The following is a 15,081-nucleotide window of genomic DNA, read 5'->3' as shown; positions in this document are numbered from 1 at the left end:
TGGCACGTTTCTCGCTAATAGCTATTGGCCAGCGCTGCCAGGTGCTGTGCATACCGCTGCCGCTGCCGACTTCTTCCATGGGACACCTATGCCGAAAGATTCCATCGATATTCTCTGGGTAGTGCTCTGCGCCGGGCTGGTGTTCAACATGCAGATTGGCTTTCTGTGCCTGGAGGCCGGTCTGACGCGCAGCAAGAACGCTATCAATGTTGCAACCAAGAACATGGCCGACCTGTGCATCGCCTTGCTGTTGTATTGGTTGTTCGGCTTTGCGCTGATGTTCGGCACCAGTCAGGACGGCCTGATGGGCTCGGGTTTGTTCATGCTCGACTTCGCCATCGACGACAGCTGGCCGATGGCGTTTTTCCTGTTCCAGGCCATGTTCTGCACGACCGCCGCCACCATCGTGTCCGGCGCAGCGGCTGAGCGCATGCGTTTCAATGCCTATCTGATCGTTGCTGCACTTTCGGCTGGTTTGATCTACCCGTTGTTCGGCCATTGGGCCTGGGGTGGTGCCCTGCGTGAGGGGCAGGGTTGGCTGGCGCAGCAAGGCTTTGTCGACTTTGCCGGTTCCACCGTGGTGCACGGGGTCGGTGGCTGGATCGCGCTGGCAACCATTATGGTTATCGGCCCTCGGGCGGGACGCTTCGATAGCAAGTGGTTGCGGCAGAACATGCCGGGTTCGAACCTGCCGCTGGCGATGCTGGGCGGCTTGCTGCTGCTGTTCGGCTGGTTTGGGTTCAATGGTGGCAGCACCCTAAGCTTCGACGGGCGTGTGCCGGGGATTGTCGTGAATACCGTAGTGGCAGGCATGGCCGGCATGGCCTTGTCGATGTTGCTGTCGCAGTGGCGCCACGGCTACATCGCGCCCGTCGCGTTGCTCAACGGCATGCTGGCAGGTTTGGTGGCCATTACCGCCAGCGCGCATGCGGTCGGTATTGCGGATTCCCTGCTGATCGGCGCGGGCGGGGGCCTGGCCATGTGGCTGTCGGACCGACTATTGGTGCGCTGCGGTATCGATGACGCCGTCGGCGCAGTGCCGGTGCACCTGGCGGCCGGCTTGTGGGGCACCGTTGCGGTGCCGCTGTTCGCTGACCCGCTACTGCTCGGCACTGGCCTGGGTCGCCTCGATCAGCTGATGGTTCAGCTGCAGGGCGTATTAGTGTGTGCGGTCTGGGCCTTTGGCGTGACCTATCTGCTGTTGCGAGTGATCAATCGTTATTACCCGATGCGGGTGGACCCCGATGACGAGCGGGTGGGGCTGAACGTCAGCGAGCATGGCGCACGCACCGAACTGATCGAGCTGCTTGACGCCATGGCCGAGCATCAGCGGCAAGGGCAGTTCCAGCGCGAAGTGGAGGTGGAACCCTTCACCGAGGTAGGCCAGATCGCGGAGCAATACAACAAGGTAATTCGCGCTCTGGAAGATGCCGTGGCGAAGACGCAGACCATCGTGCGGGATATTCGCGACGGCATCGTCACTTATGGGCGAGACGGCATCCTGACCAGCTGCAACCCGGGTGCCGAGCGGCTGTTCGGCTTGCCGGCCGAGCAGATCATCGGGCAGCCCTTTCAACGTTTTGTCTTAGGCAGCAACGCGTCGCTGCTGCCGGAGGCCGGCGGCGAGATGAAAGCCGAAATGATGCTGCACGGCAAAGACGGTGAGTTGTTCGCCGCAGAGCTGACCGCCAGCCAGGGTGGTCGCCCGGATGACGCGTTTGTCTGCATGGTGCGAGACATCACCGAGCGCCGGCAGGTCGAAGAGCAGCTGTTTGCAGAGAAAATGCTCGCCCAGGTCACCCTGGCATCCATTGGCGATGGTGTGATCACCACCGACAGGCTCGGGCGTGTGCGCTATCTCAACCCCAGTGCAGAGCGTCTCATCGGTTGGAGCCAGGCCGCCGCACAGGGGCTGGTGCTTGATGAGGTGTATCAGCTCTTCGACGAAGCGACTGGTGCGCGACTGCCCAACGCCGCAAGCCTCGGTCTGCGGCGCAGAAGCGACCGTCAGGATCGTACCGAACGGCCGCCGGGCTTTCTGCAGCGGCCAGATGGCACACGACTGGCGGTGCAGGATGCGGTGGCGCCCATCCGCGACGCCGAAGGGGTAATCATCGGTGCGGTGCTGACCTTTCGTGATGTCACGGTTACTCACCAGTTGGCCCGCAAGCTGACCTTCCAGGCCAACCACGACAACCTCACCGGGCTGATGAATCGCTCTGCGTTCGAACGTCGAATCGAATCGCTGCTACGTGAGTGCAGCGGTGGCGACCATGTTCTCTGCTATATGGATCTGGATCAGTTCAAGGTGGTCAACGACACCTGTGGCCACGCAGCCGGTGACGAGCTGCTGCGCCAACTGGGCCAGTTACTGAAAGGCCGCGTGCGTGGCAGTGATCTGCTGGCGCGGCTGGGCGGCGATGAATTCGGCATCCTGTTCAACGACTGCTCGTTGCAGCAGGCGGTGCGGATAGCCGAAGACATACGCCACGCGGTAGACGAGTTTCGCTTCAGTTGGGACGGCAAGAGCTTTGCGGTTGGCGCCAGCATCGGCCTGGTAGCCATTGATGAACACGTCAAAACCCTGGGGCCTTTGCTGGGCGCCGCTGACAGCGCCTGCTATGCGGCCAAGGACGGCGGTCGCAATCGCGTGCATGTGTATCAGGCGGACGATCAACAACTGATGGAACGTCGCGGCGAGATGCAATGGACGCAGCGGCTCAGGCAAGCGCTGGACGGCGACCTGTTGCGGCTGTTCGTCCAGCCCATCGTGCGTGCCGCAGGCGACGACGGTTCGCAGCGTTATGAAGTGCTGGTACGCATGCAGGGCGAGGATGGCAGCATCATTCCGCCCGGAGCGTTCATGCCGGCGGCCGAGCGCTACGACCTGGCGCCGGCGGTGGACCGCTGGGTCGTGGGTAATTTTCTGGCATGGGTTGGCGATCTGCGACGTCGCCCCGGTGCGTCGCTCGGGCATTATTCGATCAACCTGTCGGCAACCTCGCTGGGGGAGGAGGGCTTTCTCGAATTCGTCCTGTCAGCCATCGAGCGTCACCGGATCCCCCCCAATTGCCTCTGTTTCGAGATCACCGAAACCGCAGCAATCGCCAACCTTAGCCGCGCGATGACTTTCATGAAGAGGCTCAAGGCGGTCGGCTGCAGCTTCGCGCTGGATGACTTCGGCTCCGGTTTGTCGTCCTTTGGCTATCTGAAGACCTTGCCAGTGGACTATCTGAAGATCGATGGCAGTTTCGTACGCGACATTGACCAGGACCCGATTGCACGAGCCATGGTGGCTTCGATCAACAACATCGGCCACGAAATGGGGCTGAGCACGGTGGCGGAGTTCGTCGAGTCGGCGGCCATTCTCGAGTGCCTGCAGGAGATCGGCGTCGACTACGTGCAGGGCTATCACCTGGGCCGGCCGGGACCGCTGTCCGAACTGTCCGGGGTGCGGATGATGCCGCGCTGAAGGGCAGCGTCGGCTGACGTGGCGACGCACATCGCTGTTTGAGCGCTGCTCGCTTCCGATTGTTTTCGTAGTGATAGGTCGGAAGTCGGGCTGTTGCCGCATTGCTGTCTGATGGCGCCGGCGTCTTTGCAGGCATTCGTAATGCCGAAGCATTTCGCAGAGCCAACGCCTTCAAAATCGTGAGCCATGTCTCAAAACGGAGCGTCGCGTTCCCAGCCCCGTTCAGAATGCTCAGTAACGGTGCGGACTGCGCTGATCCACAGCCCAATGTCATCGTAATCAGTGGGGCTATACCGCGTGGCGCGTAGTTTGCACTGCTGTTGGGCAGGTTTCTGTTCGAGGGCTCCGCATGGACCGCGTTTTTTACGATGAGATGTACGATGCGCAGGGCAAATGCCGCTCGCACTACCAAGCGTTCTCGACCTGGCTTTCCGATACGCCACCCGAGCTGCTCGCGCAAAGGAGGCGCGAGGCCGACCTCCTGTTTCACCGTGCCGGGATAACCTTCACCCTTTATGGAGATGACCAAGGCACCGAGCGTCTTCTGCCGTTCGACACCATTCCTCGCTCGATCCCCATGAGCGAGTGGCGAGTCGTGGAGCGGGGCTGCATTCAGCGGGTGCAGGCGCTCAACATGTTTCTTGCCGATCTTTACCGAGACCAGCGCATCATCAAGGCGGGACTGGTTCCAGCAGAGCAGGTCCTGGCCAACGAAGGTTATCAGCCGGCCATGCAGGGCCTGGATTTGCACCGCAACCTCTATGCACACATCGCAGGCGTCGACCTCGTTCGCGACGGTGACGGGACCTACTACGTACTGGAAGACAATCTGCGCACGCCAAGCGGCGTCAGCTACATGCTGGAAGATCGCAAGATGATGATGCGGCTGTTTCCTGAGCTGTTTTCAGCCCAGCGCATTGCTCCGATCAACCATTATCCCAACCTGCTGTTGGAGACACTGAAGAACGCCAGTCCTCTGGATAATCCGTGTGTAGTGGTGATGACGCCGGGCCGCTATAACAGTGCGTATTTCGAGCATGCCTTTCTTGCCCGCGAGATGGGCGTGGAGCTGGTCGAAGGTGCGGACATGTTTGTTCGTGATGAATGCCTGTACATGCGCACCACCTCCGGAGCTCGCAAAGTCGATGTCATTTACCGTCGCCTCGACGATGCGTACATGGATCCGCTGGCCTTCAACCCCGACTCTTCACTGGGCGTGCCGGGTCTGCTGTCGGCCTATCGGGCGGGCAATCTGGTCCTGGCCAATGCCATCGGCACCGGCGTTGCCGATGACAAGTCGGTGTATCCATTCGTGCCCGACATGATCCGCTTCTATTTGGATGAGGAGCCGATTCTGGCCAACGTGCCGACCTGGCAATGCCGAAAGCCGGCCGATCTCTCTCATGTACTGGCGAACCTGAAGGATCTTGTCGTCAAGGAAACACAGGGGTCTGGCGGTTACGGCATGCTGGTCGGACCGGCCGCGAGCGCTGCCGAGATCGAGATGTTTCGTGCCCGCATCAAGGTCAATCCCAGCGCCTATATCGCTCAGCCGACCCTCTGCCTGTCGACGTGCCCAACGTTCGTGGAAAACGGCATCGCGCCTCGGCACATCGACCTGCGTCCGTTCGTCTTGAGCGGTCGCGAGACACGGTTGGTCCCTGGCGGCCTGACACGCGTGGCGCTACGGGAGGGATCGCTGGTCGTCAACTCGTCTCAGGGTGGCGGCACCAAGGACACCTGGATTGTGGAGGACTGCTGATGCTCAGTCGAACGGCTGCCGATCTGTATTGGATGTCTCGTTATTTGGAGCGTGCCGAGAACATGGCGCGCATGTTGGAGGTCAGCTACTCGCTTTCATTGATGCCGCAAGATGGCCGCGGCGATGGCCTCGACGAACTGGCCATGCCGCTGCTGATCACCGGTACGCTGGATCACTATCGGGAGCAGCAGGGTGAACTGAACGTCGACCGGATGCTGCATTTCTTTGCGCTCGACGAGAGTAATCCCGCTAGCCTCTTCAATTGCCTGCGCTTGGCGCGTAGCAACGCTCACGCTGTGCGCGGGCGCATCACGTCAGACATGTGGGAGAACATCAATGCGGCCTGGCTGGAAATGCCTGGCATCGCGGAGCAAGGGCTCGGGCGATACGGTATCAACCGCTTTTGCGAATGGGTAAAGGAGCGCTCGCATCTGTTCAGAGGCGCCACGGTGGGCACCATCATGCGCAGCGACGCCTACCGGTTCATCCGTCTCGGTACCTTCATCGAGCGGGCCGATAACACGCTGCGCTTGCTGGACGCCCGGCACGAGTTGCTTGGCGAAGAAAGCGAAAACCTCGACGACAGATCCGCTCGCGCTTACTACCAGTGGAGCGCCTTGTTGCGTGCGCTGTCATCATTCGAAGCGTTCGCCGAGATCTATCGCGGCTCTCCACGCACGGCAAAGGTTTCCGAGTTGTTGCTGCTGAGGGCTGATGTGCCGCGTTCGCTGCGGTCCTGTCTGGTCGAACTGCAACTGATTCTGGCGAGTCTGCCGGGAGATAACGGTCGGCCCGCCCAACGCCTGGCCTCCGAGCTTGAAGCGGGCTTGCGTTACACCTCTATCGATGAAGTGCTGGATACCGGTCTGCATGACTGGATCACGGCCTATATCGACCAGATCGGGCGACTGGGCAGCGCCATTCATTCTTCTTATCTGGAGGCCGCATGAAACTATCCATCAGCCATGACACCAGCTATCGCTATCAGGATCAGGTGCGCGCAAGTATTCAGTACCTGCGGCTGACACCTCAGCAGAGCCAACGGCAGCACGTCTTCAATTGGCAGCTTGAGTTGCCCAGACCCGTGCGTGCACAACGTGATCCCTATGGAAACGTCTTGCATGTACTGACGCTCGATGAGCCGCATGACGAATTGGTCATCCGTGCGCAGGGGCAAGTGGAAATCGACGAATCCTGTGAGTGTGAGGCTGAAGAGGGATCGCCGCTGCCTTTCTTGCGATCGAGCCCCCTGACCCAGGCCGACGGCGCCCTCAAAGACTTCGCCCATAGCCAGTGCGGTGCGCGTCGCGATCGAGAGGCGCTGAGTGGATTGATGAACGCACTGGCCGACCACATGATCTACACGCCTGGCTCCACACAGGTGGAAAGCACCGCGGCCCAGGCATTTGCCGGCGGTGCCGGTGTCTGCCAGGACCACAGTCATGCATTCATCGCATGTAGTCGTTCGCTGGGCATTCCTGCACGCTATGTGTCTGGGTATTTGCTGACCGACGACAGCGGCCATCTCGCCAGTCACGCATGGGTTGAGGCGTGGTTCGAGGGGCAGTGGTACAGCTTTGACGTCTCCAATCGACTGATCCGCCCCGACCGCCATCTGAAATTGGCAGTCGGGCTGGATTATCTTGATGCCTGTCCAGTTCGGGGCATGCGCCGCGGCGGCGGAAGCGAGTCGATGCATGCACACGTACAGGTGATGCCTATGCAAATGGCGGCGCAGTAGCGACCGGGTCAATTACCGGCGCTCACTGAGGCTATTTATCTGCGCCTCCTATACGGCCAGCCTTTACTTAACGAGCCAGAAAAGCATGACCTATTGTGTAGCCATGAACCTGGCAGACGGACTGGTGTTCGTTTCGGATTCGAGAACCAACGCGGGCGTTGATCACATCGCGACGTTTCGCAAACTCTATCGATTTGGGGTCCCCGGCGAGCGGATGATCGTGCTGCAAACGGCCGGCAACCTGGCAACATCGCAGGCAGTAGTCAGTTTGCTGCGCCATCGACTGACGGGTGAGGGCATTCATCTGAACAACGTGCCGACCATGTTCGCTGCGGCTCGCCTGGTGGGTGAAACCATGCGGGAGGTCGTCGCACACGACAGCGCTCCAAGCACAGGCCCGGAAATCGACATGAGCAGCTCGTTCCTGATTGGCGGACAAATCGCTGGTGAAGAACCCGAGTTGTACAACCTGTATCCGCAAGGAAACTTCATCTGCGCAACGACTGACACGCCTTATTTTCAGATCGGCGAAAGCAAGTACGGAAAGCCGATTCTGGACCGCGCCCTCAGCCACACCACCACGCTGGATCAGGCGATGCGTTGTGCGCTCATTTCCTTCGACTCAACCATCCGCAGCAATTTATCGGTCGGAATGCCCTTGGACCTGATGGTCTACCGCAAGGACAGCCTGGAGCTTCCTGAAGGCCACCGGATTACCGAGGGCGATCCGTATTTTCTGGAGATCCGTGAGCAATGGTGCAGCACTCTGCGACGTTTGCTTGAAGAGTTGCCGCCAGCGCCGGCTTTTTATCTCGACTGAAGGGCTGGGCTTTCAATCACGATGGCGCACAGGGTGCGCCTGGATGTAAAACCTTGCGGCCCCGCTGTCTTTCTCTCAAAAGCGGGGGCGCACGGGTCTATGAGCGCCCGCTGAACAGGACTCCGCTTAACCCGCGATGGCCGTCAGTTTCGCCAGCTGGTCGAGGTCGGTCTGCATGCCGGAGGTCTCGCGGATGCGCCCGAGGATCTCGCGCTTGAGGGCGGTGAATTCAGGCGAGAGCTTCATGTCCTGATGGCGCTGTGAAGGCAGCGGGACGTCGTAGATCGAATCGATGCGCCCCGGCCTCGGCGCCATCAGCACCACACGGCCGCCCAGGTAGATGGCTTCCTCGACGTCATGGGTGACGAACAGAATCGTGGTTTTCTCCAGCCTGTGAACATGGCGGATCAGGTCATGCATCACCTCGCGGGTCTGCGCATCCAGCGCGCCGAAGGGCTCGTCCATCAGCAGGGTGGCGGGTTTGGGCATCAAGGCGCGGGCAATGGCTACGCGCTGCTGCATGCCGCCGGAAAGCTGGCTTGGAAAGGCCTCGGCGAAGTTGGTCAGGCCCATCAAACTGAGCAACGCATCGGCTCGGCCGGCCGCCGTTTCCACATCGCCGTCGCCGCGCACGGTGTCAGAGATGACCTTGAGCTGACGGCAGAACTTGATGTTTTTCATCACCGTCAGCCAGGGGTAGAGGCTGTAGTGCTGGAACACCATGGCGCGGTCGACCCCCGGGCCATCCACCGGCTTGCCATCGAGCAGGATTTCGCCACGGCTGAGTGTTTCCAGCCCGGCGATGATGCGCAGCAGGGTGGACTTGCCACAGCCCGATGCGCCGACAAAGGTGATGAATTCGTTTGGCTGGATATCCAGGCTGACAGCCTTCAGGGCCTCGACCTCACGCTTCTCGCTGAGGAAAGTCTTGCCCACCTGCTGAATGCGGATCTTGGCGTCGCTCATGCTTGTTTTCTCCATGGGAAGGCCCGGCGTGACAGCCAGCGGAAACCCTGGTCGGTGAGCAGGCCGATGATGCCGATCAGCAGAATGCCGGCGAAGATCTTGTCGGTGTGCATGTAGCGCTGTGCCTTGAGGATGGCGTAGCCGAGGCCCGAATTGGCGGCCACCAGCTCGGCGACGACCAGGTAGGTCCAGGCCCAGCCGCAGGTGATGCGCAGGGTATCGAGAATGGCCGGACGCGCCGACGGCAGGATCACCAGCTTGACGATCTCGCCGCGGTTGGCGCCCATGGTCTGCGCCGCCTCGATCTGCGTCATCGGTACACGGCGCACGTCCTCGGCCACCATCAAGACCATCTGGAAGAAGGTGCCGATAAAGATGATCAGCACTTTCGAACCCTCGTCGATGCCGACCCAGAGCATCACCAGCGGAATGAAGGCTACCGCCGGCATGTAGCGGATAAAGTCGGTCAGTGGCTCGAGAAAAGCCTGCACCGGGCGATAGGTGCCGATGTACAGCCCCAGCGGCAGCGCGAGCAGAGCCGAGGCGCCGAAGCCAGCCATCACCCGCCAGACGCTGATGCCTATGTCGGTGAGCAAGCCTTCGCTGGTCCACCAGCGGCCCAGGCGTTCGAGCACGGCGCTGGGGCTGGGCATGAACATCGGGTCCGCCAGCCCCAGAGCGGTATAGGCCCACCAGAGCACGAAGGGCGCAATCAGGCCTGCGGCTGCCAGTGCCCAGACCGTGGTTTTCGGCAGATCGCCTCGGATGCGCCACCAGCGCGCTCGGCGTGGCTTGGCCGGGACGGAGTGCGGCGTGCTGGCGGGCTGCCTTTCCGCCGCCGTGGGACGATCCTGAGCGGTGTCTGCGGTAAGGGATAAATGCGCCGTCATGCGACTACCTCTTGAACGGTCGGTAAATGCGGATTCGCCACGCTGACCCAGCCCAGCGCCGGCGGAAAATGGCCGATGCGGGCCAAATCCTCTTCGGGAACGCCGGACGGCTGACTGAAATTCCAATAGCTTGGCAGCAGGCTGTCACCGACACGTCCGGGCAGGGTCGAGTGGCTGATCATCCAGGGCGTTGCACCGTTGCGTTGGCGGCCGAAGGAAACCTCGCAGGCCAGCAGTTCGAGCCGTTTTGCCGGCGCGGCGCGGGCGACCTGATCGCGCAGGCGACTGCCATCCGCGTCCAGGGCCACGGGCCGGTCGGCGGCGAACATGAAGTAGTCTCCGGCGACCAGCAGACAGGCCTGTCGCTCCGGCTCATCGGCTGAGCGCAGCCACAGGCCCCAATTGGTCCCTGCCGATTCGGGAACGCGCTGCCACACCTCGTGATAGCGGCCGTCCAAACCGTCTTCAAGCAACTGATCCGCTCCTTCGAAACGCATACGGCCGATGTCCGATGCAGCGCCTGGTGGCTGGTAATCGATCAAACGCTGCCATTGGCAGATGTCACCCTCCACCAGGGTCAGCCCGGCAAAGCCGGATTGCTCGCACAGGTCGAGCTGTTGCGCCTGCGAACAGGTAGCCAGGGACGCGGAGGCGGTGGGCGGGTGAGGGATGCGTATGTCGGCGTGCAGTTGGGCGGTCTGCAGCCAGTAGACATCGCTGGTTTCATCGCGGCGACCGTCGGTGGTGGTCAACAGACGGCGTCGCCACACGCCCAGATAAGATTCGGGAACACTGTTCATGCGTGGTACTCCGGGAAGCGTTTTAGGGTTCGCCAGAAGGCCATGTCGTGGTTCGGCCACAACTCAGCCTTGGCTTCGGCGGCCAATCCCTTGAGCTTGCGAATGCTGTCCAGCGCCAGGTCTTCTCTGTCTTGCCAGCAGAGACCGGGCGCGATTTCATCGGTGAGGTTTTCCTGCAGGTCGGCCGCGTCGCCGGTCAGAATCACCGGCTTGCCGTGCGGCAGCTCGACCATCAATGACATGTGGCCGGCGGTGTGCCCAGGCGTGTTGATCGCCTGCACACCCGGCACCAGCTGGTATTCCTCGCGCTGCAATTTCCAGCGCTGCTGGTCGACGATGGTGTCGGAGAAGTCGTCCGCAAAGTAGGCATCGTCGGCCTCGGCCAGCGCAGCCTCCAGTTCGGCCTCGTGCACGTGCACATCACAACCGCATAGCTCGCACAGCCCACCGGCGTGGTCGAAGTGCAGGTGGCTGAGAAACACCAGGTCGATGTCGGCTGGTGTCAGGCCGTGCCGGGCCAGATGCGCGGGCAGGCGCTGTTCCTCGGTCATCTGCGGCGGGCCCATGGGGAACTCCACCGGGTCGTACCAACGGGCTCTGAGTTCCGGATCGCTGAGCTTGGCGTAGTCGCAACCGACGTCGAAAAGGATGCGGCCCTGCCGGGTCTCGATCAGAAACGCCAGGATCGGCGCCTCGATCTGGACACCCTGGCCCCGATTGCGGGTCGAGATGGACTTGTCGTAGCGATGGGTCGCGGTGAGCAGCGGCCAGAGTTTGAGCACATCGGTCATGCGGGCATCTCCAGCAGGGCAATGAGCGCATCACTGGTGATGACTTCACCGAACAGCCCGCCCTCGACGCCAATCATCGACAGGGCGGCCGCGTGCAGCGCGGGGTAGGCCGAGCCGCAGGCATCAGCGACGGTCAGGCAGGAGAAACCGAGGTCCACCGCGTGTCGCAGGGTCGAAGACACGCAGACTTCGGTGGTCACGCCTGTCAGGATCAATTGACGAATGCCGCGATTGCGCAGCAGCAATTCCAGGTCGGTGTGAGCGAAGGCGCTGTAGCCTGGCTTGTCGATCACCGGCTCACCCGCCTCGGGTTGCAGTTCATCGATCAGGTCATTGCCGTATTCACCACGCACCATCAGGCGACCCATGGGGCCGGGCGTGCCGATGGGGGCGCCGCTGGCTTCGGCGCGCCGCCGCTTGGTCTCGGGCAGATCACTGAGGTCGGCCCGATGGCCTTCGCGGGTGTGCGCGATGAACAGGCCGCAACGGCGTGCGGCGACCAGCAACTGGCGGATCGGCTCGATGGGCGCTCGCAGCCGCTCGATGTCCAGGCCGGCTTGATCGGCATAGCCACCCGGTGCGCAGAAGTCACGCTGCATGTCGATTACCAGCAGCGCGGTATGCGCCAATGCCGGATTCACAGGAGATTCTCCAGAGCAAACTCACCGCGCACAGCGGCAGCAATACCGCCCACGATGTCGTCGGCCATGCGCTGACCTTTTGCTGCCGTCGAGCCCTTGGCCGAAGACAGCACGCCAGACGGCGGTACCCACTCGGTGCGGGGCGGATACATGTCGTAGGCTGGAAAGTCGGCGGGGGCTTCGTCCGGGATGCGCTCCAGCGCCACCAGGCTGGGGTAGTAATGCAGCATCAGCGAGGTTTCGATGACAGCGGCGTGCTCCAGGGCGAAGCCTGGAAAACCGTCTGGAAACACATCGGCCAGGGTGTCCTCACGGCAGAAGTCCCAATGCTCCAGGCGCATGACCTCGAGCCCCGCATCCGGTCCCAGATCACGTAGCGCCAGTTGAATGCCTTCGCCAACGAACCACTGGTTTTCGTAATGGCCAACCACCAGCACCAATCGCTTCACGCCGTGCCGATGGAATTCGCGTACGGCGTCGCGCACCAGGGCGCTTAGCGTGGCGCCATCAAGGCTGGTGGTGCCGCAGAAGTGCTGGCCGCCACCGCATTTGGGCTGTGATTTGTAGCCGTAGGACAGCGCTGGCGCGACCAGCCCGCCGACACGTTGCGCCACATCAGCGCAGATGGCGCTGGCAAGCAGCGCATCGGTGCCCAGTGGCAGGTGCGGGCCGTGCTGCTCGGTGGCACCGCAAGGCAGGAAGAGCACGGAGCCGTCACGAACGCGGTGTTCGTACTCGACCCAGCTCAGTTGATCCATGTGCACGCTGTTCATAGCGAAGGACTCCGAATTACGGTCAGGGCCGGGCGTTCTGGCCAGCTGGCGGTCAGTGCGGCAATCATGACAAGGGCTGCACCCAGCCATTCATGGGTGCCGATGGCCTGGTTGCCGAGCCAGGCGGAAGAGAGCACGGCGGCCACCAGTTCGAAGACCACCAGCACCGCAGCGCGCCCGGCCTCGATGTGACTGACGCCGTACTGCACCGCAGCCATGCTCAGCAGCCAGCCCAGCGCCATCAGGCCGATCTGCCAGCTCAGCGTGAGACTCAGCGGTGGCGGGTATTCACCAAGCACAGGGCAGAGCACAACGGCAATCAGTGCACTGCCCAGGAACGGCGCCAACGTCTTGCTCGCCAGTGGCACCTGATCGGCGGCGCGTGTGGCGAGATTGTTCAGGCTGAAGCCGAGACCAGCGGCGAGTGCGAGCCAGTCGCTGCCGCTCAGTGGGTGGGTCAGTGCGCTGCTGATATTCAGCGTCAAGGCAATGCCGAGCATGGCCAGCAGCAGGGCACCGATACGCAGCGGCGTCAGGCGTTCGCCCAGCAGCAACCAGCCACCCAGTACGCCCCAGACCGGTGCGAGGTAGAACAGCAGCATGACCCGCACCACCTCGCCGATGGCCAGCGCCGTGACCAGCGCAGCGGTCGCACCGCCTCCACAGACGGCGATGGCCAGCAAACCGTTGCGCTGCGACACCCACGCACGGCGCTCGAACCACAGCACTGGAATGGCGAAGAAGCTGAGCAAGCCATAGACCAGCAGCACCAGCGGCATGCCGACCAGCCCGACGCTGGCGAAATGGTGCAGGGGCAGCCAGCCGAGGCCCCAGGCGACTGCGCCGGTGACCAGTAAGATCTGCGGGAGCAGGGTCATCACGCGCCCATCCAGGAGCCGCCATTGGGCCCGAGTGTTTGCCCGGTGAAGTAGCTGGCCTGAGGCGAGAGCAGAAAAACAATGGCGGCCGCGACCTCGTCCGGCGTACCAAGCCGGGCCATGGGTATGTCGAGTTCCTTGGCCATCCACTCACGACTCATGAGCGCTGGCGAGACCATGGCCGTGGCGATGGGACCCGGCGCGACGGCGTTCACACGGATGCCGCTGGCGGCGAATTCGCGGGCCAGTGAGCGCGTCAGGCCGATCACTGCGGCCTTGGCGGTGCAATAGGCGGCGTAATCGCTGCGGCCGAGAAAACCGAGGTCCGAGGCCACATTGACGATGGCCCCGCAGCCGCGCGGTTGCATATGGCGCAGTGCGTGCTGGCAGCAGCGGTAGACGCCATGCAGGTCGACGCCGAGCACCTGCGCCCAGTCCTGTTCTGTGGTGTCGAGAAAAGGTTTCTCCAGGATGATCCCGGCATTGTTGACCAGCAGATCCAGCGGCCCGTCGGCGAGGATCTGTTCGAACATCCCTGCAACGGCGGCTGCAGAACCAACATCAGCCTCGACATGGCGCACCTGGCCACCGCGCGATTCGATTTCTGCACACAATTGTTCCGCCAGTTCGTGCTGGCCGAGGTGATTGATCCAGACCCGCGCGCCGGCTCTTGCCAGGCCCACGGCGGTTGCACGACCAATGCCGGTCGCCGCGCCGGTGACCAGGGCCACCTTGCCCTCCAGTGGCAGACGATCCATCAATGCATGACCTCGCCGTGGCTGACCGACAGCGCCTGACCCGTCAGCGCCGCGGCCAACGGCGAGCCGAGAAACAGAAAGGTGCCGGACAGGTCAGCGGGAGTCAGCAATTCCGGAATGGCCTGCGCGGCCAGCACGGCGACCAGTTCTTCGGTCTCGCTGCGGCCATTTTCCGCTGCCATGATGCGCAGCGAGCGCATCGCGGCATCGGTGCCTATCCAGCCAGGGCAGACGGCATTGACGCGGATGCGCCGAGGCCCCAGTTCCCACGCCAAGGAGCGGGTCAGGCCGATCACTGCATGCTTGCTTGCCGCATAGGCGGAAAAGCCTGGCACGCCTTTCAAGCCCCAGATCGAAGCCTGGTTGATCACGCTGGCACCGGCGCGCAGGCGAGGCAGCAGCGCGCGGGTCAGGCGCTGCATGGACGACACGTTGTTATCCAGTAGCTGCGCCCAGCAAGCGTCAGCTACGGCAGTGGGTTCGGTAATGGGTGTCTGGTACTCGACACCGGCATTATTCACCAGCACCTCGACCGAGCGGTTGCGGCAGGCGAGGTCGTCAGCGAAGAGCTGCACCGCCCGCCAATCGCCGAGCTCAAGCGTGGTGGCGTGCAGCGGGCCCTCCGGTTGCAAACTTTCGACCAGTTCGGCGAGGGCGTCCGAGTCGCGGTCGACCAATTCCAGTGTGGCGCCGGCCTCGGCGTAGGTCTTGGCCAGCTGCCGACCAATGCCGCCAGCAGCCCCGGTGAGTACGACACAACGTCCGCGATAATCGAGTGCTTTATGCATT

At 62.4% G+C, this 15,081-nt stretch carries 14 protein-coding genes; 5 read left to right on the top strand and 9 right to left on the bottom strand.

Annotated features, from left to right (window positions below):
• The first annotated feature begins 88 nt into the window (after positions 1-88).
• The 5 genes from amt to ALTERO38_RS07235 all read left to right on the top strand — a co-directional run bounded on the left by amt (position 89) and on the right by ALTERO38_RS07235 (position 7,795).
• Positions 89-3,472: an ammonium transporter gene (gene amt / locus ALTERO38_RS07255; protein ID WP_159967826.1), complete on the top strand. Its 3,384-nt coding sequence runs from the start codon at positions 89-91 to the stop codon at positions 3,470-3,472.
• Positions 3,473-3,821: 349 nt separating this feature from the next.
• Positions 3,822-5,234, top strand: coding sequence for a circularly permuted type 2 ATP-grasp protein (locus tag ALTERO38_RS07250; protein WP_148924376.1), 1,413 nt, complete (start codon positions 3,822-3,824; stop codon positions 5,232-5,234).
• Positions 5,234-6,184, top strand: coding sequence for an alpha-E domain-containing protein (locus tag ALTERO38_RS07245; protein ID WP_148924375.1), 951 nt, complete (start codon positions 5,234-5,236; stop codon positions 6,182-6,184). The genes ALTERO38_RS07250 and ALTERO38_RS07245 overlap by 1 nt, the downstream gene beginning before the upstream one ends.
• Positions 6,181-6,975, top strand: coding sequence for a transglutaminase family protein (locus tag ALTERO38_RS07240; RefSeq protein ID WP_102835117.1), 795 nt, complete (start codon positions 6,181-6,183; stop codon positions 6,973-6,975). Before ALTERO38_RS07245 ends, ALTERO38_RS07240 begins: the two co-directional genes overlap by 4 nt.
• Before the next feature lie 85 nt (positions 6,976-7,060).
• On the top strand, positions 7,061-7,795 hold the full coding sequence (locus ALTERO38_RS07235) for a proteasome-type protease (RefSeq protein WP_159967825.1): 735 nt from the start codon (positions 7,061-7,063) through the stop codon (positions 7,793-7,795).
• A 126-nt stretch (positions 7,796-7,921) separates the two neighbouring features.
• Here ALTERO38_RS07235 and ALTERO38_RS07230 read toward each other — a convergent pair whose 3' ends face one another.
• From ALTERO38_RS07230 to ALTERO38_RS07190, 9 genes are read right to left on the bottom strand one after another with little or no spacing between them, the layout of a single operon-like run.
• Entirely contained in the window at positions 7,922-8,761 is an 840-nt protein-coding gene (locus ALTERO38_RS07230) for an ABC transporter ATP-binding protein (RefSeq protein ID WP_159967824.1), read from the bottom strand.
• Entirely contained in the window at positions 8,758-9,651 is an 894-nt protein-coding gene (locus ALTERO38_RS07225; protein ID WP_159967823.1) for an ABC transporter permease, read from the bottom strand. Before ALTERO38_RS07225 ends, ALTERO38_RS07230 begins: the two co-directional genes overlap by 4 nt.
• Positions 9,648-10,451, bottom strand: coding sequence for a hypothetical protein (locus ALTERO38_RS07220; protein ID WP_159967822.1), 804 nt, complete (start codon positions 10,449-10,451; stop codon positions 9,648-9,650). Before ALTERO38_RS07220 ends, ALTERO38_RS07225 begins: the two co-directional genes overlap by 4 nt.
• A complete protein-coding gene (locus ALTERO38_RS07215; protein ID WP_159967821.1) occupies positions 10,448-11,242 on the bottom strand; it encodes an N-acyl homoserine lactonase family protein in 795 nt (264 codons plus the stop codon). Before ALTERO38_RS07215 ends, ALTERO38_RS07220 begins: the two co-directional genes overlap by 4 nt.
• Positions 11,239-11,883: a cysteine hydrolase family protein gene (locus ALTERO38_RS07210; protein WP_256663809.1), complete on the bottom strand. Its 645-nt coding sequence runs from the start codon at positions 11,881-11,883 to the stop codon at positions 11,239-11,241. The genes ALTERO38_RS07215 and ALTERO38_RS07210 overlap by 4 nt, the downstream gene beginning before the upstream one ends.
• Complete coding sequence (locus tag ALTERO38_RS07205) at positions 11,880-12,656, bottom strand: creatininase (RefSeq protein ID WP_159967820.1); 777 nt, start codon at positions 12,654-12,656, stop codon at positions 11,880-11,882. The genes ALTERO38_RS07210 and ALTERO38_RS07205 overlap by 4 nt, the downstream gene beginning before the upstream one ends.
• Positions 12,653-13,534, bottom strand: a complete 882-nt coding sequence (locus ALTERO38_RS07200) for a DMT family transporter (RefSeq protein WP_256663808.1) — start codon at positions 13,532-13,534, stop codon at positions 12,653-12,655. The genes ALTERO38_RS07205 and ALTERO38_RS07200 overlap by 4 nt, the downstream gene beginning before the upstream one ends.
• Positions 13,534-14,292, bottom strand: coding sequence for an SDR family NAD(P)-dependent oxidoreductase (locus ALTERO38_RS07195; RefSeq protein WP_159967818.1), 759 nt, complete (start codon positions 14,290-14,292; stop codon positions 13,534-13,536). The genes ALTERO38_RS07200 and ALTERO38_RS07195 overlap by 1 nt, the downstream gene beginning before the upstream one ends.
• The gene (locus ALTERO38_RS07190; protein ID WP_159967817.1) at positions 14,292-15,080 is read right to left on the bottom strand and encodes an SDR family NAD(P)-dependent oxidoreductase; all 789 of its coding nucleotides are present in this window, start codon (positions 15,078-15,080) and stop codon (positions 14,292-14,294) included. Before ALTERO38_RS07190 ends, ALTERO38_RS07195 begins: the two co-directional genes overlap by 1 nt.
• Position 15,081: the final 1 nt, after the last annotated feature.

This window comes from Pseudomonas sp. 9Ag (assembly GCF_902506445.1).
Classification (GTDB): Bacteria; Pseudomonadota; Gammaproteobacteria; order Pseudomonadales; family Pseudomonadaceae; genus Stutzerimonas; species Stutzerimonas stutzeri_AB.
Note: the sequence above shows the minus strand (reverse complement) of the source record. Positions and strands in the feature narration are given on the sequence as shown.